This is a genomic window from Bradyrhizobium sp. 22 (genome assembly GCF_000482425.1).
Taxonomy (GTDB): Bacteria; Pseudomonadota; Alphaproteobacteria; order Rhizobiales; family Xanthobacteraceae; genus Bradyrhizobium; species Bradyrhizobium japonicum_B.
This window is the reverse complement of sequence record NZ_KI519399.1, coordinates 1,598,553-1,623,232: the sequence shown is the minus strand read 5'-3', so window position 1 is coordinate 1,623,232 and position 24,680 is coordinate 1,598,553. Positions and strand designations below refer to the sequence as shown.

Genomic DNA, 24,680 nt, shown 5'->3' with positions numbered 1-24,680 from the left:
GATCGTTGCGACAGATGAGCGCAGGTCGGCGGTGATGACCGCGGACGGAAGAAAGCTCCGGGAGGAGACGAGGATGTTCGATCGACGCGACCTGCTCAAGGGAGCGGGCTTGACCGCACTTGCGGCCACACTGAATTCCACGAGGGCGGCGGCCCTCGACACCGTCACACTCCCGTTCGCCAATGGCGAACGGCCGCTGGTGAAATACCCGCAGAAGCGGCCGATGATCGGCCTGACCAGCCGGCCGCCGCAGCTCGAGACGCCGTTTGCGATCTTCAACGACGGTCCGATCACGCCGAACAACGCGTTCTTCGTGCGCTATCACCTCTCCGACCTGCCCTACGATCTCGATCCCGACAAGTTCACGCTGGAGGTCAAGGGCAAGGTCGACAAGCCGCTCAAGCTGTCGCTGAAGGACATCCGGAAGATGAAGGCGACGGAGATTGTCGCCGTCGCGCAATGTTCCGGCAACAGCCGCGGCTTCTTCGAGCCGCGCGTCGCCGGCGGCCAGCTCGCCAACGGGGCGATGGGCTGTGCGCGCTGGCGCGGCGTGCCGCTGAAGTCCGTGCTGGCGATGGCCGGCGTGCAGAGTGGCGCCAAGCAGGTGACGTTTGGCGGCATGGACGGACCGGTCAGCGACAAGACGCCCGATTTCGTCAAGGCGCTCGACGTCGATCACGCCAATGACGGCGAGGTGATGCTGGCCTATGGCATGAACGGCGAGGATCTGCCGTTCCTCAACGGCTTCCCGCTGCGCCTGATCGTGCCCGGCTATTTCGGCACCTACTGGGTCAAGCACCTCAACGAGATCACCGTCATCGACAATGTCTATGACGGCTTCTGGATGAAGTCGGCCTATCGCATTCCGGATACACCGGACAATTCGATCGAGCCCGGCACCACGCCGAAGGCGACCATCCCAATCAACCGCTTCACCATCCGCTCCTTCATCACCAGCGTGGCTGACGGTGCCAAGCTGAAGGCCGGCCGCACGACGCTGCGCGGCATCGCCTTCGACGGCGGCAAGGGCATCAAGGAGGTCCAGGTCTCCACCGACGGCGGCAAGAGCTGGACGAGCGCCAAGCTCGGCAAGGATCTCGGCAAATACGCCTTCCGCGAATGGAGGCTGCCGGTGAAGCTCGCGGCCGGCAATGTCGAGCTCAAGGTGCGCGCCACCGGCAATGGCGGCGAGACGCAGCCGGACACGCCGCGCTGGAACCCGGCGGGTTATCTGCGCAACGTCGTCGAAACCACCCGCGTGACCGTGGCCTGAGGGAGAATGATCATGCAGCGCACCGTTCTCCTCGCCGTCTCGCTCGGCCTTGCCGCCGCGATGGGTTCGGCACTTGCCGCGCCGGTCAACTACAAGACCCCTGATGAGGTCGCAGCGTTCGAGCCGGGCCCCGGTCTCGAAGTCGTCAAGGGCAATTGCAGCGCCTGCCACTCGGCCGACTACATCAAGACGCAGCCGCCGATGAAGGACAAGAAGGGCTTCTGGCAGGCCGAGGTGACCAAGATGATCAAGGTCTATGGCGCACCGATCGACGATGCGGATGTCGGCAAGATCGTCGATTACCTGGCCGCCACTTATTGAAGGCAGACGTCAGGCGCAACTGCTCTGACACCCTCCCATGGAGGGGGAGGGTCAGCAAGAACCGCCGCTCTTCCCTCTTCCGCAGCATGGTTTGCGGCGTGCGGGCCATTTGACCGCGAAACGGGCAAAACCGGCAAAAGCGCCGCGAAGTTGAGCGGAATTCGGCGAAATGCCGATGTGGTTTGAGCTACCAAGCCCGCCACATTCCGCGTATCCTGTTAGGACCGAACCGGCCGGTTGGCGGGGACTGGCGGTTCGGAGATTTCGGAGGAAGACCCGCGGAGAAGTCGTGATGGCTAAAGGTACGGTCAAGTGGTTCAACCCGACGAAGGGTTATGGATTTATCCAGCCTGCGTCGGGAGGCAAGGATGTGTTCGTGCATATCTCGGCAGTGCAGAAGGCCGGTCTGTCGACCCTGAACGAGGGACAGACGGTGGAATACGAAGAGATCGCAAACCGGGGCAAGACTTCCGCAGAGAACCTCAAAGTATAAGCCCGCCAGCCTTTGCTGCCTCCCGGAACACCTTCCGGGAGCGGGCCAAGCAAATTTCAGAAGACGGCCAGTGCATTCGACGACAGGCGTTGCGATTGCACGAGGATAGCTATTTTTCCCGGGAAGACCGCACGTTCAACGCCACAGCAATGACAATCGCGACGGCATTTCGTCAGCCCACCGGCAACGGTGCGTCGCGCTTGATCTCTTCCATCACCGCATAGGTCCGCGTCTCGCGCACGCCCGGCATCGCCAGCAGGGTCTCGCCGAGAAAGCGTCGATACGCCGCCATGTCTGCCAGCCGCGCCTTCACAAGATAGTCGAAGCCGCCGGCAACCATGTGACACTCCAGAACTTCAGGCGCGAGCTTCACCGCGCGCGCGAACCGTTCGAAATTGTCGGGGGTGGTCTTGTCGAGCAGCACTTCGACGAACACCAGAAGGCCAAGGCCCAGCCGATGCGGGTTGAGCCGCGCGCCATAGCCCTCGACGAAGCCCTCGCGCTGCAGGCGCTTCAGCCGCTCGCCGATCGAGGTCGGCGACAGCCCGATGCGCTCGGCGAGGTCGACATTGGCGATCCGTCCATCCTCCTGCAAAATCGAGAGGATTCTCCGGTCGACGCGATCTAGTTCCATATCTTCTGAGGCTATTTTGGTGTCAATCTTCATTTTCTAAGGCAAATGAGCTAGATTGTCTATCGAACTGCGGTCACGCGGGCATTATCCTGAATTCAGCCACAGGACACGCCATGCCGAACATCCCGCCTCCCTTTGCCGCCCCCTACGCGCCGGACGATGCCGAGCTTGCCGCGCAGCTGTTGCCGGCGGCGCATCTCGCCCCGCCGCAGGAGGCACGGATCGACCGGACCGCGACCCGGCTGATCGAGGCAATCCGCAAGCGCGACGACCGGCTCGCAGGGAATCTTGGTGGCGTCGAGGACATGCTGCGGGAGTTCGCGCTCTCGACCAAGGAGGGCCTCGCGCTGATGGTGCTGGCCGAGGCGCTGCTGCGCGTGCCCGACGCGCGCACCGCCGACCAGTTCATCGAGGACAAGCTCGGCGAGGGTGACTTCATCCACCACGAGACCAAGTCCACGGCGTTCCTGGTCAACGCCTCGGCCTGGGCACTCGGGCTGTCGGCACGGGTGATCCAGCCCGGCGAGACGCCGGACGGCACCATCGGCCGCCTCGTCAAGCGACTGGGCGCGCCGGCGGTACGCACTGCGACGCGCCAGGCGATGCGGCTGATGGGCAACCATTTCGTGCTCGGCGAGACCATCGAGCAGGCGCTGGAGCGGGCTCAGCCGCGCTCCGGCCAGAAGTCGCGCTATTCCTTCGACATGCTCGGCGAAGGCGCGCGTACGGCGGCCGACGCGACGCGCTATTTCGATGCCTATGCCAGCGCGATCGAAACCATCGGCAAGGCCGCAGGCACTCATTCCCTCCCCGACCGGCCTGGCATCTCGGTCAAGCTCTCGGCGCTGCATCCGCGCTTCGAGGCGATCAGCCGCGCGCGGGTAATGGCCGAGCTGGTTCCGCTGCTGCTCGATCTGGCGCAGCGCGCCAAGGCCCACGACCTCAACTTCACCGTCGATGCCGAGGAAGCCGACCGGCTGGAGCTGTCGCTCGACGTGATCGCAGCAACGCTCGCCGATGCCTCGCTCAAAGGCTGGGACGGATTTGGCCTTGCGATCCAGGCCTATCAGAAACGTGCCGGCGCCGTGATCGACCATGTCGACGCACTCGCGCGCGCGCATGACCGCAGGCTGATGGTGCGCCTCGTCAAGGGCGCCTATTGGGACACCGAGATCAAGCGCGCGCAGGAGCGCGGGCTGGACGGCTATCCCGTGTTCACGCGCAAGGCGATGACGGACCTGAACTACGTTGCCTGCGCGACGAAGCTGCTGGCCTTGCGGCCGCGCATCTTCCCGCAATTCGCCACCCACAACGCGCTGACGGTCGCGACCGTGCTGGAGCTCGCCGCGGGTAGCGGCGGATTCGAGTTCCAGCGCCTGCATGGCATGGGCGAGGCGCTGTACGAGCAGCTCGCCAAGGACCGGCCCGACATCGCCTATCGCACCTATGCGCCGGTCGGCAGCCACCGCGACCTGCTGGCCTATCTGGTACGGCGCCTCCTGGAGAATGGCGCCAACTCCTCCTTCGTGGCGCAGGCTGCCGATTATCGCGTGCCTGTGACGGCACTGCTGCAGCGGCCGGCAGTTGCCACTGCCCGGCCGGAAGCGACGGCCCATTCCAAGATTCCGTTGCCGGCCGACCTGTTCGCGCCGGAGCGGCGCAATTCGCGCGGCGTCGAAGTCGGCGCGCGCCTCGCGCTCGACCAATTGCTGGCCGATGTGAAGGCCGCGGCCGTGGACCTCAAGCCCATCGCCGATGCCACGCCGGATCAGACCGATGCAGCAGTCGCTGCGGCGCGCGGGGGCTTTGCCGCCTGGAGCCGGACGCCGGCGGCCACGCGCGCGGCGGCCCTGGAACAGGCGGCGCATCTGCTGGAGAGCCGCAGCGCCCGCTTCATCGCGCTGCTGCAAGCCGAGGGCGGCAAGACGCTCGACGATGCATTGTCGGAGCTGCGCGAAGCTGCGGATTTCTGCCGCTATTATGCCGCGCAAGGCCGCAAGCTGTTCGGTGCTGATACCGCGATGCCCGGCCCGACCGGCGAGAGCAATGCGCTCGCGATGCGCGGCCGCGGCGTCTTCGCCGCGATCTCGCCCTGGAATTTTCCGCTGGCGATCTTCCTGGGTCAGGTCACGGCCGCGCTGATGGCCGGCAACAGCGTGGTGGCAAAGCCGGCCGAGCAGACGCCGCGCATCGCGCGCGAAGCCGTCGCCCTGCTGCACGAGGCCGGTATCCCCAGAAGCGCGCTGCATCTCGTCACCGGCGACGGCAAGATCGGCGCGATGCTGACCGCGCATCCTGACATCGCCGGCGTCGTCTTCACCGGCTCGACCGAGGTCGCCCGCCTGATCAACCGGACGCTCGCCGCCAAGGACGGGCCGATCGTGCCGCTGATCGCCGAGACCGGCGGCATCAACGCGATGATCGCGGATGCCACCGCGCTGCCCGAGCAGGTCGCCGACGACGTCGTCACCTCCGCGTTCCGCTCCGCCGGCCAGCGCTGCTCGGCGCTGCGGCTTCTGTTCGTGCAGGAGGACGTCGCCGACCGCATGATCGAGATGATCGCGGGCGCCGCGCGCGAATTGAAGATCGGCGATCCCTCGGATGTCGCGACCCATGTCGGCCCGGTGATCGACCTCGAGGCCAAGCAGCGCCTCGATGCGCATGTCGCGCGGATGAAGAGCGAGGCGAAGCTGCACTTTGCAGGCGACGCACCGGAGGGCTGCTTCGTCGCACCGCACATCTTCGAGCTCAAGGAAGCCGGCCAGCTCACCGAGGAGGTTTTTGGCCCGATCCTGCATGTGGTGCGCTATCGTGCGGAACACCTCGCGCGCGTGCTTGCTGCCATCGAGCGCACCGGCTACGGGCTCACCCTCGGCATCCACTCCCGCATCGACGACACGATCGAAGCCATCATCGACCGCGCCCAGGTCGGCAACATCTACGTCAACCGCAACATGATCGGCGCCGTGGTCGGCGTGCAGCCGTTCGGCGGCAACGGCCTCTCTGGAACCGGCCCCAAGGCCGGCGGCCCGCACTACCTCGCGCGCTTCGCCACCGAGCAGACAGTGACCATCAACACCGCTGCTGCCGGCGGCAATGCGGCGCTGCTTGCGGGTGAGGAGTGAGGCCCTGCGCCTGGCGCCGTTGCATCCCTGCAAAACATCGGTCTAATGGCTCCCACCACCGGCCCGCGCCAATTCCAGCGCGCGGGAAACGACAAGAGCTGAGGGAGCGACGCCGCGATGGAAAAGGGCATCTTTTCGGGCCTGAAGGTTCTGGACTGCGCGAGCTTCATCGCAGCGCCCGCGGCCGCAACCGTGCTGTCCGATTTCGGCGCCGATGTCATCAAGATCGAGCCACCCGGCGCCGGGGATCCCTACCGCAATCTGCCTAACCTGCCGGGCTATCCGACCGGCGAGCACAATTTCGCCTGGTTGTTGGAAGCCCGCAACAAGAAGAGCATCGCGCTCGACCTCGCCAAGCCGGAGGCGCAGGCCGTGCTGTACAAGCTGGTGGCCGAAGCCGACGTCTTCATCACCAACATGCCGCCGCCGGTGCGGGCCAAGCTCGGCATCACCTATGATCATCTCGCTCATCTCAACGACCGGCTGATCTACGCTTCCTTCACCGGCTATGGCGAGAAGGGCGAGGAGGCCAACAAGCCCGGCTTCGACAGCAACGCCTATTGGGCGCGCTCCGGCCTGATGGATCTGGTCCGCGCCGACACCGACACCACGCCGGCGCGCTCGGTCGCCGGCATGGGCGACCATCCCTGCGCCATGGCATTCTACGGTGCCATCGTCACCGCGCTGTATCAGCGCGAGAAGACCGGCAAGGGCTCGCATGTCGCCTCCAATCTGATGGCGAACGGGGTATGGGCGGCGAGCGTGCTAGCGCAGGCAAAGCTGTGCGGCGCCAAGTTCGGCGAACGGCGCCCGCGCGAACGCGCGTTGAACGCGGTCGCCAATCACTACCAGTGCAAGGACGGCCGCTGGCTGATCCTGTCGCTGCTGAACGAGGAGAAGCAGTTTCCGACGCTGGCCAAATGCCTGGGGCGCGAGGATCTGATCAATGATCCCCGTTTCGTCACCAAGGCCGACCGTCACGCCCGCTCGGTCGAGCTGATCAAGATCCTGGACGAAACCTTCGCGACGAAAGATCTCGCCGAATGGCGAAAAATCCTCGACGGCAATGGCCTGGTGTTCGGGGTCGTCGCTATTCTGGACGACATCCCCAACGACAAGCAGATGCTCGACAACGAGGTGCTGGTGCCGTTCGAGAACGACACCATGCTCACCATCAACAGCCCGATCTGGATCGATGGCGCCAAGAAGGTGCAGCCGCGCAAGCCGCCCGCTGTCGGCGAGCACAGTGACGAGATCTTGCGCGCTGCGGGGTACGACGAGGGGGCGATCAAGCAGCTTCGGTCGAACGGAGCGGTGGGATAGGCCGGCGCGCCGGCGTTACTTCCGCGCGAGCAAGCCGCCCACCAGCTCCAACAGCTCCGCCTTCGCCTCACGGCGGAAGCCGGCCCTGGGCGTGGCGAGTTGACGAAACAGCAAGCCGATCAACGCCGAGACGAACAACTCGGCGTGAGGGCGTGGGTTTGGCGACTTCGCGGCCTTCAGCGCAAGCTCCGCACTCTGCCGCCACGTGTCAAACCACTCGGCGACCACGGGCCGATAGCAGGGTTGCCTCGCGGCAGCCAGGAAAGCTTCATAGCAGGCGATATGCGTCTCGGCGTCCGTGCCGAGCTCCCGGACATAGAAGTCGACCAGCGCATCGATCCAGGCCTCGACCTCGAATGCCTTATCCTGAAGGCCGAGGGCCAACGCACGCAGCCGGCCGACCTCGCGCGCCAGAGCAAACTGCAGCGCCGCTTCTACCAGCGCATCACGGGGTCCGAAATGATGCGTGACCGCACCGAGCGAAACCCCGGCTTCGGCCGCGACCGCCCGGTGGGTCACGCCGTCCAGCCCATCTCGCCCGATGATGCGCAGCGTCGCCTGCATCAGGGATCGCTCGCGCTCGCCCGACTCTGTTTTTGAATCCCTGCTCATCCGGCCCAGCATCCAGCTCTTGACCAACGACAGAACAAATGTTCTGTTGTGCGGATCATATGTAATATCGTCGTCCAGGCCGCCGAAGGCAAGGAGCGTTCAATGCCCAGCTACCGCCTCCACTATTTCCCCGAGTCAGGCAACAGCTACAAGCTCGCGCTGATGCTGACGCTGTGCGGCGAGACGTTCGAGCCGATCTGGACCGATTTTGCCGGCGGTGTCACGCGCACGCCGGAATGGCGCAAGGCGGTGAACGAGATGGGCGAGATTCCCGTGCTCGAAATCGACGGCGTGAAGATGACGCAGACCGCGCCGCTCCTGCTCAGGCTCGCCGAGCGATATGGCCGCTTCGGCGCCGAGACCGAGGACGAAAACTTCGAGCTGCTGCGCTGGCTGTTCTGGGACAACCACAAGCTCACCGGCTACATGGCGACCTACCGCTTCATGCGCGCCTTCACCGAGAAGAACGATCCGCAGGTGCTGAAGCATTTTCGCCGCCGGCTCGAGGATTTCCTCGGCATTCTCGACGGGCATCTTCAGCACAACGACTTCGCGATCGGCGCAAGGCCGACGGTCGCCGATATCTCGATGATGGCCTATCTGCACTATCCGAGCGACGAGCACGGCTTCGATTTCGCGGCCAGCCATCCCGCCATCCACGCCTGGCTCGGCCGCATCGCCGCCCTGCCCGGCTGGAAGCCGGCGTACGAGCTGCTACCGGGCAGGCGGATGACGAACCACGCCAAGTGAGCGGCACTCTCTTCTTCTCCGCGCTTCGCGCGTCGACCTCTCCCCGCAAGCGGGGCCAGGCGAATCGCGCGGCTCGCTCCGAGACTCAGTCGACAGAGATCCTACCGCAGCGACAGCCAGCCGAGCGTGAACAGGATGCCGCCGACGACGACGGCCATCGCGATCGCCCAGACGCTGACGCGGGCGCTGCCGGCGACCTGCTTGGCTTCTTCGTTCTGCGCGATCTGGCGATTGCGCGCCTTGTTGGCGTTGCCGGTATCCGTCATGAATCATCCAAATCGCTTGTTGGCTAACGCGTCTTGATGAAGCACATGCCGATGCGGCGCGAGGCCGCGGCGGCCTGACAGCTGAGACCGTTAGCACAGTTCCATGACGTAAAACTCTTGTCTGGCGTTCCCGATCCCGCATCCTCGAGGGAACAATGCGCGCCCCAGCCGTCCTGATACTCGCTTCCGGCGAGCTCGCGGCTGCCGCGGGTCTGCGGCCGGCTGGCGAATCCGCGTGAGAAATCAGGACGTTTGCCCGCGGCAAAGGCGGTCAGGATGTCGCGGCGACGCAGCTGATCGCCGACGAAATGCGGCGAGGCCGGCACGATGGCCGCGTTGGACGGCTTGCCAGCCAGCCAGTCGACGCCAGGAAAATGGAAGCCGCCGATGCCGCGGGTCTGGTGGCACCCTGAGCAGGTGACGTCGTTGAGACGACGCTGAAAGCCCGCGACCGAGCGGATGTTCTGCATGTCTCCGCGTGCGGCGGCCTGCTTCAGCGCGCCGACCACGTCGTCATCGGTGAAGACCGGGTCGCCGCCGCCCTCGCCTTTCTCCTCTCCTTGCACCATGCCGAACTCGGGCTGCAGCGCGGAAGCGTCCAGGCCGGCGGGCGTCGGCACCACCGCAGCCTTGGCCAGGAATCTTTCCGGGATCAGCACCGTGCCGCGATCGAATTCGCGCAGATTCCCGGGCGCGAGCAGCCAGTGCTTGAAATCGCGCCGGAGCGCCTGGTCGGCGAGGATGCGGTCGCGGTCGATCTGGTTCTCCAGCACCGCTTCCGCGAACGTCTTCGTCGCGGCGTCATACTTGAACACCTTGAGCAGATAGTCGGAGCGGAAATCGTGCAGCGCCGATTTCGGCGCGACGGAGATTTGGATGTTGGTCTCGATGCGGTCGAGCATGGCATCGTCCCGGCCGCGGATCAGCTCCTGCCAATTGCCGTTGTCGAGCCAGCGCCGCGCGATCTCGGCGCAGGTGAGCGGCTTGCCATTCCCCTCCGTCCGGCGCGCATCCCGCGCCTTCATCACCAGATTGAACGTCATCGGCAGGCGCGTCGCGGGCTTGCCACCGCCGAACCGCGCGAGCCGGTAGATCAGCCGGATCTCGCCGCAAGATTCTTCGGCGACATAGGCGCGGTCCATGCGATTGACGACGCCGGCCAGCACGAAGCGCGTGTCGGGCGATGTCAGATTGGCCCGATCGAACAGCTGCACGTCGAAACCTTCGCCGGTGCCGATGGTCTCGGTCGGCCAAGCCGCCTTCTGCCTCGCGATGTAGCGCTCGAGCTCCGCGTCGATCGCGGGGGGAATGTCCTTGAGCTGCGGCAGCGCCGCGAACAGCCGGTCGGTCGTCAGCGGACGGTCCGCCTTGCGCTCCGGCGCCAGCAGGCGCGCGATCGTGAGGACGTCGCCGTCGTCGAGCTTGCGCAACAGATCAGGATCGGTGATGGCCGTGCCGCGCGTCAGCTGTGCGGTCTCCGCGGCTGACGACGAGGCGGCGCCGCCAAGCAACACGGCGGCAGCAACGAGAATTCGCAGCGCGCGGCTCATGCCTTAGGTAACACCGCGCCGGGATGCCTATTCAAGCAAAAAGGCGCCTCGAATGCTGGTGAAGCGCCTCTTCGAAGTCGGATACTAGACGCTCAGCGTGCGACGATCAGCCCCTTGCTGGTGACGACCACCCAGCGGCCGTCCTGGCGGCGGATCGCATCGACGCGACCGACGCCGGGGATGGGGTCGCCGGGATAGACCTCGTAGAGACCGTCGCGGCCCTCGATCAGCGCGCCGCCATTGCCGGCGTTGCGCAGCCGCCAGCCTTCGATCGTCGGCAGACGGCCGACCTCGGGCTTGGGGGCGGCAGCCACCGGAGCCGCTGCGGCGGCGGTCGCAACCTGGGTCGGAGCGACCGAGCCGGTGATCTCCTTCGCGGGCGCCGGAGCTGCGGCAGCCTGCGCGGGCGGCGTGACGCGCAGCTTGTCGACCGCTTCCGACAGCTTTGCGATCCTGGCGAGCGGCTCGGCCTGCGCCTTCTCGAGCTTGTCGAGACGGTCGTTGGCGCGATTGAACTGGCTGAGGCCCGTCTTCGAACTGTGCTCGACATTGGCCTTCAGCGCGACGAGATCGGCATCGATCCGCGCGACCGAAGCATCGAGCGCGCTGGTATCGGTGACCTGCACCGGTGCCTGGGCGGGACTTGCGAAATGCATCATGCCGGCGGTTGCGAGCGCGCCGCTGATCGCGCCGACACCGGCTGCGATCGCCACCACCGCGGCCATCGCCGACAGGCGCCGCTTGCCGCCGGCCTCGCGCTGCGCGTCCGCCTTCATATGCGGAGCAAAATCCTCGCGGTCCCAGCTGCGCTCCGAGGGCGCCATGACGATGAGCTTGCCGGGCTTCGGCTCGGGCTTGGTCTCGGCTTTGGCTTCGACCTTCGGCAGCTCGATCCTCGACGCTTCGATCTTCGGCGGCTCGACCGGATCCGGCTTGGGCGGCGCCTCGTGGTCAGGCGCGATCGAGGGGGCGTCGATCCCGGCAGCCTCGACAGCCCGCGGCGCGGTCGTCTCGGCTTCGACGACGCTGTTGTCCTGGGCAGCCTGCTCAGCCATTGGTTCGCTCACGGTTCAAATACTCCGCTCTGGATTGACCTTTTGGTAACTTTCATTGCTTGCGAAATCCTTACCTTGGGACCCGCTTACCGAAGTTTTAGGAAATTATCCGGGGCCGAATTAGGCCGGGAAAATGGAACCGGTGTGGCGGGCGTGAAACAATTTGTAACCGGGCCAAGATGAACGGCGCAGGAATGAGGCTACGCGCCGGTGATAGATCGAGCGCCCGCTCTAGCCACATCGTCATTACGAGCCAACGGGTCCGCGCGAAGCGCGGCCCGATGACAGGCTCCGCGAAGCAATCCAGCAATCCTTCCGCGGAGGTAGTCTGGATTGCTTCGTCACAAGGGCTGCTGGCAATGACGCAGCAGGCAGCACCCGTCCCTCACATCACAGTCCGTCACATCACGACCGGCTCATCCGGCAGCTCGTTGGCGGGTGAGGCCTGCGGCGGAAAATGCCGCGCCAATTCGCGCGACACCGCTTCAATGCCGCCGATGACGCCGCGCTCGAACTGGCCGGAGGCGAACTCCGCCTCCATGGCGTGACAGATGCTCTCCCAGCCCGCCGCGCCCACCTTCGCGTCGATGCCACGATCGGCGATGATCTCGACGTCGCGATCGGCGAGCAGGAGATAGATCAGGACGCCGTTGTTGTGCGCGGTGTCCCAGATGCGCAAGTGCGAGAATACGTCGAGCGCACGCGCCCGCGCCGGCTGGTTGCGAAACAGCGGCACGCCGTCGAGCGCGCCCTCGACCACGAAGCGGACCTGGCCGGAATGGGTGGCTTCGCCGCGCCTGATCGCCTGCTCGATGCGGGCGAGGACGTCTGGCGGAAAGATCTGCCTTGCCCGCCAATGATACTGCACGAGATGTCTGGCAATGCGCTTGATGCTCATGACCGCTACCAGCTCCCCGAGGCGCCGCCGCCGCCAAAACTGCCCCCGCCGCCGCTGAACCCGCCGCTGCTCGACGATCCGCTGCTCCAGCCGCCTCCCGACGAGCCGCTCGACCAGGAGCCGCTGCGCGAGCGGCCGGTGCCCGGCGTGATCGCCGAAAACAGATCGGCGATGAAACCGATGATGAAGCCGAGGACGCCGACGGCGGCGGCGAGCGCTGCGGAGCCGAGGATGACCCAGGTCACCGCCGCGATGATGCCGCCGGTCACCAGTGATCCGAGCAGCCGTCCCAGGATTGCCCGGAAGAAGCCGCCCACGCCGATCGAGGCAAATAGCGCCACGGCGAAGACCGGCACGAGGTCGTCCAGATTGTGGGCGAAGTTCGCGGTGCGCGAGGGAGACGGCAAGGGCTCTCCTTCGATCACCCGCATCATGCGGTCGACGCCATCGGAGATGCCGCCGGCGAAATCGCCTGCCCTGAACTTCGGCGTGATGACCTCATCGATGATCCGCCGCGACGTGACGTCGGTCAGAGCGCCTTCGAGGCCGTAACCGACCTCGATGCGCAAGTGCCGGTCGCCCTTGGCGACGACGAGGATCGCGCCGTCGTCGACCTTCTTGCGGCCGATCTTCCAGGCCTCCGCCACCCGGATCGAGAACTGCTCGATCGTCTCCGGCTGCGTGGTCGGCACGATCAGGACCGCGATCTGGCTGCCCTTGCGGCTCTCGAAGTCCTGCAGCTTCTGCGACAGCGCGGCGATGTCGCTGCTGGAGAGCGTGTCGGTCTGATCGACCACGCGACCGGTGAGCTCCGGGACGGCGACGTCGGCGAATGCTGGGAGCGCGAAGGTGAGCAGCAGCGCGATGACCGCAAGCGCCGACCACACTCTCGCTGTCATCGCCCGGCTTGCCGCCTTCGCTGAAGCTTCGGCGCGCCGAGCACCGGTGTGAGCCTCGGCGTAGCCTTGGCGAAGCCGGGACCGGGCGATCCAGTATTCCAGAGACGCCAGCGGGATCCGGAGGGGCCGCGGCGTACTGGATTCCCCGCTTTCGCGGGGAATGACAGTGGTGGGTTGGGCTCGCATCTGAGTCGGACGCGCCGCTACTTCGACGGCGCGGGAGCGGTGTTAAAATCCACCTTCGGCGCGGTCGAGATTGCCTTCTCGTTCTCGACCGAGAAGTTCGGCTTCTCCTTGTAGCCGAACACCATCGCGGTGAGGTTGCTCGGGAAGGAGCGGATGGTGACGTTGTAATCCTGCACCGACTTGATGTAGCGGTTGCGCGCTACCGTGATGCGGTTCTCGGTCCCCTCCAGCTGCGACATCAAATCCTTGAACAGGGCGTCGGACTTCAGCTGCGGATAGTTTTCGGTCACGACCAGAAGCCGCGACAGCGCGCTGGAGAGCTCGCCCTGGGCCGCCTGGAACTTCTGGAAGGCGGCCGGATCGTTCAGCACCTCGGGCGTCGCCTGGATGCTGCCGACCTTGGCGCGTGCGTTGGTGACGCCGAGCAGCACGTCCTTCTCCTGCTGCGCAAAGCCCTTCACCGAGTTGACGAGATTGGGCACGAGGTCGGCACGGCGCTGATACTGGTTCACGACCTCGGACCAGGCGGCCTTGATCTGCTCGTCCTCGCTCTGGATAGCGTTGTAGCCGCAATTGGTGAGGCTTAGCGAGGCCAGCGCCGCCAGCACGGTGAGGATCTTGCGCATTAAATTTCTCCCGGTGGAATCTGGCGCAAACTACCAGATGAGACCCGCAAGACGCCAGCATCCCAACGTCATTCCGGGGCGATGCGCAGCATCGAGCCCGGAATCTCGAGATTCTCAGGTGCGAAATTGCGCACCATAGTTCGCTTCGCGCCCCGGAATGAATGACGGCATGGATGAGCGCGCCCCAGCCGACTGACGCAAGCCTCTTGCCTCGCACGGGCCGACATAGTCAACTCCCCGCAACAAGACGAAAATCGTCAGAGGGAACGCGATGACCTCGTTCGAGACCATCCTCGTGGAGCGGCCCGAGCCTGATATCACCCGGGTCGTGATGAACCGGCCCGAGGCGCGCAACGCGCAGAACCTGCAGATGACCTACGACCTCAACGCCGCCTTCGACGCGGCGGTGCAGGACGATGCGGTCAAGGTGATCATTCTCGCCGGCAATGGCCCGCACTTCTCCTCCGGCCACGATCTGCGCCCCGGCGGCAAGAATGCGGCCGGCGTCGATTTCCCGCCGATCGGAAATTGGGGCGGTTTCGCCGAGCCGAACGCCCATGGCCGCTTCGCGCGCGAGCAGGAAATCTATCTCCAGATCACCCGGCGCTGGCGCAATCTGGCGAAACCCACCATCGCCGAGGTGCACGGCAAGTGCATCGCCGGCGGGCTGATGCTGGCCTGGGCCTGCGATCTCATCGTCGCCAGCGACGACGCGCAGTTCTGCGACCCCGTCGTCACCATGGGCGTCTGCGGCGTCGAATGGTTCGTGCATCCCTGGGAGCTGGGCCCGCGCAAGGCCAAGGAATTCCTGTTCACCGCCGACAGCTGGAGCGCGCAGGAGGCGCACCAGCTCGGCATGGTCAACCAGGTCGTGCCGCGCGCGGAGCTCTCATCGCGCGTGCTGGAGCTGGCGCGCCGGATCGCGGCCAAGCCGTCCTTCGCGCTGAAGATGACCAAGGAAGCCGTCAACCGCTCGGTCGATGTGATGGGCCAGCCCGCCGCGATCGATCAGGCCTTTGCCCTGCATCAGCTCTGCCACGCCCACAATCTTCAGGAGTTCGGCATGATCGTCGATCCCTCCGGCCTGCATCCTTCCGTGCGCAAGCCGCCGGCGGCGGCGGAGTAGACAACATGGATCTCAATCTCAGCGACGAGCAGAAGCTGCTGCGCGACAGCGCGGAGCGCTTCGTGGCCGGAAGCTACGATGCCGCTCACCGCCGCAGGATGGCGAACGATCCGCTCGGCTTCAGTCCCGCGGTGTGGAAGCAGTTCGCCGAGCTCGGCTGGCTGGCGCTGCCGCTGCCCGAGGAATTCGACGGGCTCGGTGGCGGTGCGGTCGAGATCGGCATCCTGATGGAGGCCTTCGGCCGCGGGCTGGTGTCGGAGCCTTATGTCGCGACCGTGGTGCTGGGCGCCGCACTGATCGCCAGATGCGGCAGCCATGAGCAGAAGCAATCGAGCCTGCCAAAGGTCGCGGACGGATCACTGAAGCTCGCATTCGCGCATTCCGAGCGGGCGGCACGGTTCGATCTCGCCAAGGTCGCGACATCGGCGACCAAGACGGCACAAGGCTGGCGCCTGTCCGGCAGCAAGATCGCGGTGCTCGACGGCCATGCCGCCGACGAGATCATCGTCTCTGCGCTCATGCACGACCATCATGGCCCTTCGGGACGGATCGGCCTGTTCGCGATGCCGGCAACCGCGCCGGGCCTTGCGATCTCCGACTATGCGCGCCTCGGCGGCGGGCGCGCCTGCAACATCGAGCTGTCGGATGTGCATCTGCCCGAAGACGCCCTGCTCGGCGACGGCCACGACGCGCTGCCGGCGATCGAATGGGCCGTCGACCGCGCCATGGCCGCGCTCGGTGCCGAAGCCGTCGGCGTCATGCAGACGCTGCTCGACACCACGCTCGAATACACCAAGATCCGGAAACAGTTCGGCCGGCCGCTCTCGGCCAACCAGGTCATCCGTCACCGACTCGCCGACATGGCCATACAGGTCGACGAGGCGCGCTCGATGGCGCTGCGCGCCGCGCTGAAGGTGGATGCTGCGCCGACCGAGCGCGCCCGGGCGGCGTCGGGCGCGAAGGCGAAGATCGGCAGATGCGCCCGCTTCGTCGGCGAGCAGTCGATCCAGCTCCATGGCGGCATGGGGGTCACCGAGGAGCTGGAGGTCGGCGCCTATTTCAAGCGCCTCGTCGCCTTCGACACGCTGTTCGGCGGCAGCGCGCATCACTATGCCCGCCACGCCGAACTCGGCCGCAAGGCCTGACACCGGGAGAGCCTCATGGACCTCAGTTTCAATGCCGAGGAGCGCGCCTTCCAGAGCGAGGTGCGCGGCTTCATCGCCAGGAATCTCACCGAGGAGATGAAGCGCGCGACCGCGCTGACGCCCTCGGTGTTCTCCGACCCCGACATCGGCAAGGCGTGGCAGCGCGCGCTGCACGCCCAGGGCTGGGGTGCGCCGGGCTGGCCGGTCGAATATGGCGGGCCGGGCTGGACGCCGGCGCAACGCTGGATCTTCGAGACCGAATGCGCGCGGGCCGGCGTGCCCAATGTCAACGTGATGGGCGTGAAGATGGTCGGGCCGGTCATCATCGGCTTCGGCTCGCCGGAGCAGAAGAACTTCTACCTGCCGCGGATTCTCTCCGGCGAGGATTATTGGTGCCAGGGCTATTCCGAGCCGGGCTCAGGCTCCGACCTCGCCTCGCTGAAGACGCGCGCCGTGCGCGACGGCGACGATTACATCATCAACGGCACCAAGATCTGGACCACGCACGCGCACCATGCCAACCGCATGTTCGCGCTGGTGCGCACCAGCGACGGTCCCAGGCAGCAGGACGGCATCAGCTTCATCCTGATCGACATGAAGACGACGGGCATCACCACCCGTCCCATTCTCACCATCGGCGGCGACCACGAGGTCAACCAGGTGTTCTTCGACGACGTGCGCGTGCCCGTCGCCAACCGGGTCGGCGAGGAAGGCAAGGGCTGGACCTACGGCAAGTATCTGCTCGAGTTCGAGCGCGGGGCCGGCATCGCTTCGGCCAAGTTGCGCGAGGGCTTGAGGGCGATCGCGGACCTTGCCGAGTCGGACCTGACCGGACGCGCCATCGACAGCCCCGACATCGCAACGCGCATCTCCGAGGTCGAGGTCGACATCGACGCGCTGGAGATGACCGAGCTGCGCGTGCTCTCGGCGCTGCAGACCGGGCAAAATCCCGGCGCTGTGTCCTCGATCCTGAAACTGCGCAACAGCGAGATCCGCCAGGCCGTCACGCGGCTCGGCGTCGACGTGATCGGCCACGACGCGCTTCACGTCGAGCCGATGCGCCCGCTCTACAAGCTCAACCACGAGCCAGCGATCCCTGAGGAGATGCTGACGACGGTGCCGGAATATCTCAACGGCCGCGCCTACACCATCTTCGGCGGCACCTCGGAGATCCAGCGCGACATCATCGCGAAGATGATGCTGGGGATTTGAGGACGAACAGGGGCCACATCCTCAGTGTCGTCCCCGCGAAGGCGGGGACCCATAACCACAGGCGAATGTGGTTACAGGGACTCAGTCACCAGCTTCGCACAACACCACTCTCTGTGGTTATGGGTCCCGGGCTCGCGCTTTGCGCGCCCCGGGACGACGAGTTGAGTTTGGCGCAGTAGACTGCGCAACAATGACCCGCACTTATCCCGCAGCCTTCGCGTCCCGGATCGCCTGCCACACCTTCTGCGGCGTCAGCGGCGTGTTGAGCTGGGTGATACCGAGCTCGGCGAGTGCGTCCATCACGCCGTTGGTGACGCAGGGCGGGCCGCCGATGGCGCCGGATTCGCCGCAGCCCTTGGCGCCGAGCGGATTGGTGCGGCAGGGCGCGGAATCATCCAGCGTCACCACGATCGGCGGCACGTCGTCGGCGCGCGGGATGCAATAATCCTGATAGCTCGCGGTCAGCAGCTGGCCGTCGGCGTCGTAGGACACGCCCTCATACAGCGCCTGGCCGATGCCTTGCGCGACGCCGCCATGGATCTGTCCGGTGACCAGCATCGGATTCACCGCGACGCCGACGTCGTCGACCGTGGTGTAGCGCACGACCTTGGACACGCCGGTCTCGGGGTCGATCTCGACCTCGCAGATATGGGTGCCGTTCGGCCAGCTCGGACCGTCCACCTCGCCCTCGGAATCGACGCTGAGCTTGGCGCCGCTCTCTTTCTCGGCGAGATCGAACAGGCTGATGCGGCGGTCGGTGCCGACCACGGTGAGCATGCCGCCCTGGTACTCGATGTCCTCGATCGAGGTCTCCAGCACGTTGGCCGCCTTCTCGCGCGCCTTCTGGATCAGATCGTTGGAGGAAACCGCGACCGCCGTGCCGCCGACGAACAGCGAGCGCGAGCCGACGCTGCCAAAACCCGTGGCGAGATCGGTGTCGCCCTGCACCACGTCGATCTTCTCCATGGGGATGCCGAGCGTGTCGGAGATCATCTGGGTGTAGGTGGTCTGCAAGCCCTGGCCCATCGCCATGGTGCCGGAATGCAGCACGACCCGCCCTTGCGAGGTCGCTTGCAACGTGACCTTTTCGGTATGCGCGCGGCCGCCGGTCCATTCGATGTAGGAGGTGAGCCCGCGGCCGTAGAGCAGGCCCTTCTTTTTCGCTGCCTTCTTGCGCGCGGCAAAGCCGTCCCAGTCGGCGAGCTTCACGGCGCGGTCGAGCATGTGCGCGAAGGCGCCGGAATCGTAGACCTGGCCGGCGGCATTGGTGTACGGCAGCTGCGTCGGCTTGATGCAATTGGCTTTGCGGATCGCGCGCGGATCCATGCCGATCTTGCGCGCGGCGGCGTCAAAGAGGCGCTCGACGATGAAGACGGCCTCGGGACGGCCGGCGCCGCGATAGGCGCCGACCGGGGCGGTGTGGGTCATCACCGACTGCACCTCGAAATGCACCAGCGGCAGATCGTAGACCCCGGTCTGTACGAACGGCCCGAGCACCAGCGGGATGATGTTGGCCGCGCCGGAAGAATAGGCGCCGGTGCAGCCGATCGACTTGACGCGATAGGCCAGCACCTTGCCCTTCTCATCCAGCGCGAAAGACGCCGTCGAGGTGAGATCGCGGCCATGGGTGCCGCCGACGAACTCGTCGGTGCGGTCACCGCGCCAGCGGATCTTCTTGTTCAGCTTGGTCGCGGCATAGGCGACGATGCCGTCTTCCGGATAGAGATTGGTCTTCTGGCCGAAGCCGCCGCCGATGTCGCCGACCAGGACGCGGACGCTGTCCTTGGGACGCTTGAGCACGGCTTCCGCCAGCACGTCGCGGGTCGAGGCCGGCGTCTGCGACTGCACGTGCAGCAGCAGGCGCCCCGTCTTCTTGTCGATCTCGGCGATGGTCGAGCGCGGCTCCATCGCGGAAGGAACCAGACGCTGGCTGACGAGATCGAGCTCGACAATGTGCGCCGCCTTGGCGAACGCCTCGTCGACCTTGGCGGCATCGCCGTAAGACATCGCGCCGACGATGTTGTCGGGCGCCTCCGGCCACACCACGGGCGCGCCGGGCTTGACGGCCTCGACCGGGTCAACCACCGCGGGCAGCACGTCGTACTCGATCACGATCGCTTCGGCCGCGCTCTGCGCCTCCACCCGCGAGGACGCCACCACCGCGGCGACGGCCTCGCCGGCATAGCGCACAACCTCATGGGCCAGCAGCCGGCGCGGCGGCACCGTCATCGGCTTGCCGTCGGGGCGCTTGAAGATGTTCAGGGTCGGGATGGCGCCGATGTCGTCCTTGACGAGATCGGCGCCGGTATAGATGGCGGTGACGCCGGGCATCGCGGCCGCGGCGGTAGTGTCGATCGAGACGATCCTGGCGTGGGCGTGCGGCGAGCGCAGCACGTGCAGCCACAGCGCGCCGTCGGCCGGCTTGTCGTCGATGAACTGTCCCTTCCCAGTCAGCAGCCGCTGGTCTTCCAAACGCTTGACGGGCTGCCCCGCCCCGAAACGCAAATTGCCGGGAAGAATGTTCATTCCGCTGTGTCCTCGAAATCCGCAAAAACGACCGCGGCGGTTTTAGCGGATTTTGCGGGCCAGACAACCGAGCCCCGGCACATCAGCAATGCGCCTCCGAACCCCTTGCGGCTGCTTACGGATCGGCCGGCTAGGACCTGTCGATATCGATGATGCCTACATTCACGTCACGGCTGTCCGAGCCGCGCTTGACCGTGAGCCGGACGGTCTTCCCCGCCCCGGCCTGCTCCAGCGCGTCGGTCAGGTCGGAGAGCCGCCGCACCGGCCTGCCTTCGGCCGCGGTGATGATGTCTCCGACCGCTCCCGTCGAAAAGTTGACGCCGCGAATGCCCGCCCGCTCCGCCGGGCTGCCGGGGGCGGTCCGCACCACGATTACCCCTTCGACGCCGAGCCGGGTGGCAACATCCTCGCCGGCCGCCACGATGCCGATGCCGGGCGTCGGCACCCGGCCGTTGCGGATGAGCTCGGGGACGATCCGGTTCACGACGTCGACTGGCACCGCGAAGCCGATGCCGGCGTTCGAGCCGGACGGCGAGATGATCGCGGTCGTGACGCCGATCAGACGGCCTGCGGAATCCAGCAAGGGACCGCCTGAATTGCCGGGGTTGATCGCGGCATCGGTCTGGATGACGTTGGCGATCTCCCGGCCGCCATGGGTCGGAAGCCTGCGTTTGAGCGCGCTGATGATGCCAGAGGTCATCGATTGATCCAGCCCGAACGGATTGCCGATCGCGAAGGCGGATTGACCGACCTTCAGGTCGCTCGAGCTGCCGAGCGCTACCGGCGCCGGCAGCTCGCGCACGCTGCGGATCCGCAGCACCGCGAGATCGTAGTTCGGGGCCCTGCCGACGAGGTCCACCTGCGCGACCTCTCCCGACGCAAAGCGAACGGCGATCTCGCTGCCATTGGCGACGACGTGATTGTTCGTCACGAGATGACCCTCGCGGTCCCAGACGAAGCCCGTGCCGGACGCGCCGCCGCCACCCTGGCCTTCGTCGCCCATGAGAGGACTGGCGGCCGATTTCACGGCGACTTGAACGACCGAGGGTGACACGCGCTCGAAGATATCGATGGTCGCCTTTTCGCCATCCGACAGCGGCCCGCGCTGCTCGATGGCGCGCGCGGACGGCGCCGCCCACGGGACATAGGAGATCGGGACATGCAGGATCTTCGCGGCCGTGACGGCGAGCAGCAGGGCGGCGAAGACTGCCGCGGCAATCGCATAGCGACGGTTCATGGGTGATCACCGTATCTTGTGCTGGATGCGGGCTCTGAGATGCACATGCGTGGGCGACAGAGGTCGCTCACGCGGCAACGCCGCAAGCGCACGGAAGTTTCTCTGTCAGGTAAGAGCCATTTTGCTCCCGACAGGTCGCCGGGGCAAATTGCCGCGTGGCAAGCGCTATGTCAGCTCGCGCAAAGCCATCTCCACGACCTTGCGCGCCTCGGCGGTCAGCGGTGCCTGCGGCGGCACGGGGTCGCCGATATCGTAGCCCTGGATCGCGAGCCCGGCCTTGATGCAGGCGGCGAGGTTGAAGCGCGCGAAGGCTTCGTTGATGCGCCACAGCTTGCGCTGGAGCACCATCGCCTCGTTCCAGCGACCGGCCTTGCAGAGCTCGTAGAGCGCAACGCTCTGGCGCGGAATGATGCAGGCCGGGCCTGCCATCCAGCCGAGCCCGCCGATCAGCATCACCGCGGCCGGGATATGGGCGGAGGCCGAGAACACCCGCAAGGCATCCCCGCAGCGGTTCATGATCGAGAGCAGCCGGCCGGTGTTGGTCGAGGCGTCCTTGATGTAGCCGATGCGCGGATGCTCGGCGAGGCGCGCGATGGTGTCGAGGGTGAGATCGGAGCGCTGGAATTGCGGGTTGGTGTAGATGACGACGGGAATGTCGACGGCATCCGCGATGGCGCGGAAATAGGATTCGACCTGGGCATCGGTAAGCGGGAAATAGGCTTCCAGGATCGCGAGGATGCCGTCGGCCCCAGACTTCTGGTAGGCCTTCGCCTGCGCCACCGCGTCCGCCGTCGAGGTCGAGGCGACGCCGGCGATCACCGGCACGCGGCCCTGCGCGGCCTCGATCGTGGTCTGCACCACGGAGACGCGTTGTGCGGCATTGAGATAGGCGAACTCGCCGGTCGAGCCCAGCGGCGTCAACCCATGCACCCCGGCGCCGATCAGGTCGTCGCAGAGCCTGCCGAGGACTTCGGTGCGCACATTGCCGCCGGCATCGACGGGCGAGACGAGATAGGGGAAGACGCCGTGGAATTCGGACATGTCGGTCGATGGTCCAAGCATCGGAGCCCGCCAAAGACCCCGTTGACCGCTGCTAACATGTGAGGAAATCGCCAGCAAGGCGGGCATTGACCAGTTCTTAAGGATGTTGCGAACTGGCCATGATGCCGCGCCCATCGCCCTACTCCGTATTAGGGAGTGATGGCGATGGTGCCCGCATGCCTCTCACAATGCTGTCCAGGTATCTGCATCCCGATCCGCGCATCCGGCGCGAGCTCGTCGATCTCCTGTACACGTCATTGCCGCAAGTGTCCGCCATCGGCGTGACATCTGTAACGGGCGCCGTGGCGCTGACGGCCATGAGCGGCGACATAGGCTATGCCATCATTTCGGGATTAATCTTCGTCACCGCGGCCGCCCGCGTCTATTCCCTGCTTCGCTATAAAGCTCGCGCCACGCAATTGTCGGACGCAGACGTGGTTCGCTGGGAGCGGCTCTACGGCGCCGGCGCGTCGGCGTTCGGCCTTGCGCTAGGCCTGCTCTCCTATCGTGCGCTCGAGCTCGACGACGACCCAGGCGCGTGGATCGCGTTCGGCCTCTCGATGTCGTTCTGCGTCGGCATGGTCTCGCGCGCCGCGATCCGCCCCTGGATCATCCTGAACACGGCCGCCATCCTCCTGCTGCCGACGATCGTCGGCGGCCTGCTCCGACCCGAATTTGCCTACAAGATCGGCGCGATCATGCTGGTGTTCTTCTGGCTGACCCTGCGCGAGGCCTCCAAGCACCTGTCTGCCGCGTTCGTCGAGCGCGTCGAGGCCAAGCATCGGCTGGCGCGGCAGGCCACGCACGACTTTCTCACGGGATTGCCGAACCGCGCCGCGTTTTTCCAAGCCCTGGCCGAGACGCGCAGCGATTTCGCGATCGTCGCCATCGATCTCGACGGCTTCAAGCCCATCAACGACCGTCACGGCCATCAGGCCGGCGACGATCTGCTGCGCCAAGTGGCCGAGCGGCTGGCGTCGTGCGTCGGCAACACCGGCATCGCGGCACGCTTTGGCGGCGACGAATTCATGATGCTCCGGCCTGTCAGGGCCGGCGAAGCCGGTCGTGAGGAGGCGTTCGCGCTGGCACGTCAGGCCATTGGCGAGCTGTCGATGCCGTTCCTGCTGACGGACATTCCGGTCTGCATTGGCGCAAGCGCCGGCATTCTCGTCAGTACCGGGACCATCACTGCGGGCTCGGCCTCGCAGTTGCTGGAACGGGTCGACCGTGCGCTCTATACGGCAAAGCGTGCGGGAGGCGGACGTTGCGTCTGGTCGGACGAATACGCCGGCATCCAGCGCGCGGCAGGCTGAACAACTATCAAGCCTTGAGCAAGCGTATCCGCGTGCCCCAGGGATCGACCGCCTCCAGGCCGTCCGCGAGCGCCGTGACCTTCGCGCCGGCCTTGCGCAGGCGCTGCTCCTGGGCGGCGACAATGTCCGGCTTGTCCGTCACGAGCGAGAACCAGGCAAGGCCGGTCGTCTGATCGTCGCGCTGGCCCGCGCCCTGGCTCTGCCAGACGTTGATGCCGAGGTGATGATGATAGCGGCCGGACGACAGGAACGCCGCGCCGCTGCGGCTGCGGGTGGGATCGAGACCGATCGCACCATGATAGAAATTGCCGGCCTGCGCGAGATCGCCAACCCGCAGATGCATGTGACCGATGCGCAGGCCCTCGGGCGCCCCGGCATAATCGGGCACGCGCGGATTGGTCAGCGAGAGCAGGTCAGGAATGTTGAGCTCGTCGGCCGCCATCTTCACGCTGCCCTCGCTCCACTGCCATTGCGAGGGATCGCGATCGGCATAGACCTCGATGCCGTTGCCTTCGGGATCATCGAGATAAACGGATTCGCTGACGAGGTGATCGGCAAAGCCCGACAGCTTCACGCGGTGCGAGGCGGCGTGGACCAGCCAACGCGCCAGATCCTTGCGGGTCGGCATCAGGAGGCGGTGTGATAGAGGCCGGCAGCGTTGCGCGGCTCGATCGCCGCATCGGGCCGGGCCTCCAACACCACCAGCGTGATACCAGCCGTGCCAAGCTTTGCCGCAGTCGCCGACCGCTCCACGGTGAGGCCGATCACGTCGCGATAATAATCCGCGATCGTGTCGAGGTGCTTCACCCGCAGCGTCACCATGCCGACCCGCATCGGCGTGCGGCTGGCATAGGTCGGCCCGCCGTTTTGCTGCATGCCTTCGGCGCGTGCCGCCGCCGTGGCGGCCGCGGCAAGCGAGATTGCGCCGGCGAGTTGCAGCAGGGTGCGGCGGGTGAGGTCGACGGTCATGACGGCTCGCAATCCTTGGGGCCACGGGGCGCAATCCCGGGATTGCTACACGTTCCCGTGAGGCGCTCCCAATCACATGTTCGTCGGCCATTGTCTCAAC

21 protein-coding genes and 1 pseudogene are annotated in these 24,680 nt (G+C 66.1%); 10 read left to right on the top strand and 12 right to left on the bottom strand.

Annotated elements, in window-relative coordinates:
* Window positions 1-73 precede the first annotated feature (73 nt).
* The 3 genes from sorA (at window position 74) to K410_RS0109030 (ending at window position 2,087) form a co-directional block, all read left to right on the top strand.
* Window positions 74-1,273: a SorA family sulfite dehydrogenase catalytic subunit gene (sorA, locus tag K410_RS0109040; RefSeq protein ID WP_028134546.1), complete on the top strand. Its 1,200-nt coding sequence runs from the start codon at window positions 74-76 to the stop codon at window positions 1,271-1,273.
* 12 nt (window positions 1,274-1,285) lie between these two features.
* Window positions 1,286-1,594, top strand: a complete 309-nt coding sequence (sorB, locus tag K410_RS0109035) for a SorB family sulfite dehydrogenase c-type cytochrome subunit (RefSeq protein WP_028134545.1) — start codon at window positions 1,286-1,288, stop codon at window positions 1,592-1,594.
* A 292-nt stretch (window positions 1,595-1,886) separates the two neighbouring features.
* Complete coding sequence (locus tag K410_RS0109030; RefSeq protein ID WP_008563500.1) at window positions 1,887-2,087, top strand: cold-shock protein; 201 nt, start codon at window positions 1,887-1,889, stop codon at window positions 2,085-2,087.
* 172 nt (window positions 2,088-2,259) lie between these two features.
* Here K410_RS0109030 and K410_RS0109025 read toward each other — a convergent pair whose 3' ends face one another.
* On the bottom strand, window positions 2,260-2,721 hold the full coding sequence (locus K410_RS0109025; RefSeq protein WP_028134544.1) for an Lrp/AsnC ligand binding domain-containing protein: 462 nt from the start codon (window positions 2,719-2,721) through the stop codon (window positions 2,260-2,262).
* Window positions 2,722-2,834: 113 nt separating this feature from the next.
* Here K410_RS0109025 and putA point away from each other — a divergent pair, with 113 nt between their 5' ends.
* Together putA and K410_RS0109015 are read left to right on the top strand one after the other, a co-directional pair.
* Window positions 2,835-5,846, top strand: coding sequence for a bifunctional proline dehydrogenase/L-glutamate gamma-semialdehyde dehydrogenase PutA (gene putA, locus K410_RS0109020; protein ID WP_028134543.1), 3,012 nt, complete (start codon window positions 2,835-2,837; stop codon window positions 5,844-5,846).
* Between the two features lie 117 nt (window positions 5,847-5,963).
* The gene (locus K410_RS0109015) at window positions 5,964-7,169 is read left to right on the top strand and encodes a CaiB/BaiF CoA transferase family protein (protein WP_028134542.1); all 1,206 of its coding nucleotides are present in this window, start codon (window positions 5,964-5,966) and stop codon (window positions 7,167-7,169) included.
* Window positions 7,170-7,184: 15 nt separating this feature from the next.
* Here the strand turns inward: K410_RS0109015 and K410_RS0109010 are convergent, their stop codons facing one another.
* Window positions 7,185-7,793 carry a TetR/AcrR family transcriptional regulator gene (locus K410_RS0109010; RefSeq protein WP_245269345.1) on the bottom strand — a complete coding sequence of 203 codons (609 nt, stop codon included), beginning with the start codon at window positions 7,791-7,793 and terminating at the stop codon, window positions 7,185-7,187.
* Window positions 7,794-7,883: 90 nt separating this feature from the next.
* Here K410_RS0109010 and K410_RS0109005 point away from each other — a divergent pair, with 90 nt between their 5' ends.
* Window positions 7,884-8,531 (top strand): glutathione S-transferase family protein, encoded by a 648-nt coding sequence (locus K410_RS0109005; RefSeq protein ID WP_028134540.1) that lies wholly within the window; start codon window positions 7,884-7,886, stop codon window positions 8,529-8,531.
* A gap of 101 nt (window positions 8,532-8,632) precedes the next feature.
* Here K410_RS0109005 and K410_RS40305 read toward each other — a convergent pair whose 3' ends face one another.
* The 6 genes from K410_RS40305 to K410_RS0108975 form a co-directional block, all read right to left on the bottom strand.
* On the bottom strand, window positions 8,633-8,797 hold the full coding sequence (locus K410_RS40305) for a hypothetical protein (protein ID WP_196236002.1): 165 nt from the start codon (window positions 8,795-8,797) through the stop codon (window positions 8,633-8,635).
* Window positions 8,798-8,820: 23 nt separating this feature from the next.
* Window positions 8,821-10,347, bottom strand: a complete 1,527-nt coding sequence (locus K410_RS0108995) for a hypothetical protein (protein ID WP_028134539.1) — start codon at window positions 10,345-10,347, stop codon at window positions 8,821-8,823.
* A gap of 92 nt (window positions 10,348-10,439) precedes the next feature.
* A complete protein-coding gene (locus tag K410_RS0108990; RefSeq protein ID WP_028134538.1) occupies window positions 10,440-11,402 on the bottom strand; it encodes a hypothetical protein in 963 nt (320 codons plus the stop codon).
* A gap of 400 nt (window positions 11,403-11,802) precedes the next feature.
* Window positions 11,803-12,300, bottom strand: coding sequence for a TPM domain-containing protein (locus K410_RS0108985; RefSeq protein WP_028134537.1), 498 nt, complete (start codon window positions 12,298-12,300; stop codon window positions 11,803-11,805).
* A 5-nt stretch (window positions 12,301-12,305) separates the two neighbouring features.
* Complete coding sequence (locus tag K410_RS0108980) at window positions 12,306-13,199, bottom strand: TPM domain-containing protein (RefSeq protein WP_028134536.1); 894 nt, start codon at window positions 13,197-13,199, stop codon at window positions 12,306-12,308.
* A gap of 203 nt (window positions 13,200-13,402) precedes the next feature.
* Entirely contained in the window at window positions 13,403-14,011 is a 609-nt protein-coding gene (locus K410_RS0108975) for a LemA family protein (protein ID WP_028134535.1), read from the bottom strand.
* A 271-nt stretch (window positions 14,012-14,282) separates the two neighbouring features.
* Between K410_RS0108975 and K410_RS0108970 the strand changes: the two genes are divergently transcribed.
* From K410_RS0108970 to K410_RS0108960, 3 genes are read left to right on the top strand one after another with little or no spacing between them, the layout of a single operon-like run.
* The gene (locus K410_RS0108970) at window positions 14,283-15,137 is read left to right on the top strand and encodes an enoyl-CoA hydratase (RefSeq protein ID WP_028134534.1); all 855 of its coding nucleotides are present in this window, start codon (window positions 14,283-14,285) and stop codon (window positions 15,135-15,137) included.
* A 5-nt stretch (window positions 15,138-15,142) separates the two neighbouring features.
* Window positions 15,143-16,282, top strand: a complete 1,140-nt coding sequence (locus tag K410_RS0108965; RefSeq protein WP_028134533.1) for an acyl-CoA dehydrogenase family protein — start codon at window positions 15,143-15,145, stop codon at window positions 16,280-16,282.
* A 15-nt stretch (window positions 16,283-16,297) separates the two neighbouring features.
* A complete protein-coding gene (locus tag K410_RS0108960) occupies window positions 16,298-17,494 on the top strand; it encodes an acyl-CoA dehydrogenase family protein (RefSeq protein ID WP_028134532.1) in 1,197 nt (398 codons plus the stop codon).
* A 201-nt stretch (window positions 17,495-17,695) separates the two neighbouring features.
* Here K410_RS0108960 and K410_RS0108955 read toward each other — a convergent pair whose 3' ends face one another.
* From K410_RS0108955 to K410_RS0108945, 3 genes are all read right to left on the bottom strand, one after another.
* Window positions 17,696-20,020 carry a xanthine dehydrogenase family protein molybdopterin-binding subunit gene (locus K410_RS0108955; protein ID WP_028134531.1) on the bottom strand — a complete coding sequence of 775 codons (2,325 nt, stop codon included), beginning with the start codon at window positions 20,018-20,020 and terminating at the stop codon, window positions 17,696-17,698.
* 130 nt (window positions 20,021-20,150) lie between these two features.
* Window positions 20,151-21,257 (bottom strand): S1C family serine protease, encoded by a 1,107-nt coding sequence (locus K410_RS0108950; protein WP_028134530.1) that lies wholly within the window; start codon window positions 21,255-21,257, stop codon window positions 20,151-20,153.
* A 165-nt stretch (window positions 21,258-21,422) separates the two neighbouring features.
* Window positions 21,423-22,298, bottom strand: a complete 876-nt coding sequence (locus K410_RS0108945; protein WP_028134529.1) for a dihydrodipicolinate synthase family protein — start codon at window positions 22,296-22,298, stop codon at window positions 21,423-21,425.
* A 176-nt stretch (window positions 22,299-22,474) separates the two neighbouring features.
* Here K410_RS0108945 and K410_RS0108940 point away from each other — a divergent pair, with 176 nt between their 5' ends.
* Window positions 22,475-23,611 carry a GGDEF domain-containing protein gene (locus K410_RS0108940; RefSeq protein ID WP_028134528.1) on the top strand — a complete coding sequence of 379 codons (1,137 nt, stop codon included), beginning with the start codon at window positions 22,475-22,477 and terminating at the stop codon, window positions 23,609-23,611.
* Window positions 23,612-23,618: 7 nt separating this feature from the next.
* Here the strand turns inward: K410_RS0108940 and K410_RS0108935 are convergent.
* Window positions 23,619-24,580, bottom strand: a pseudogene (locus K410_RS0108935) (VOC family protein).
* Window positions 24,581-24,680: the final 100 nt, after the last annotated feature.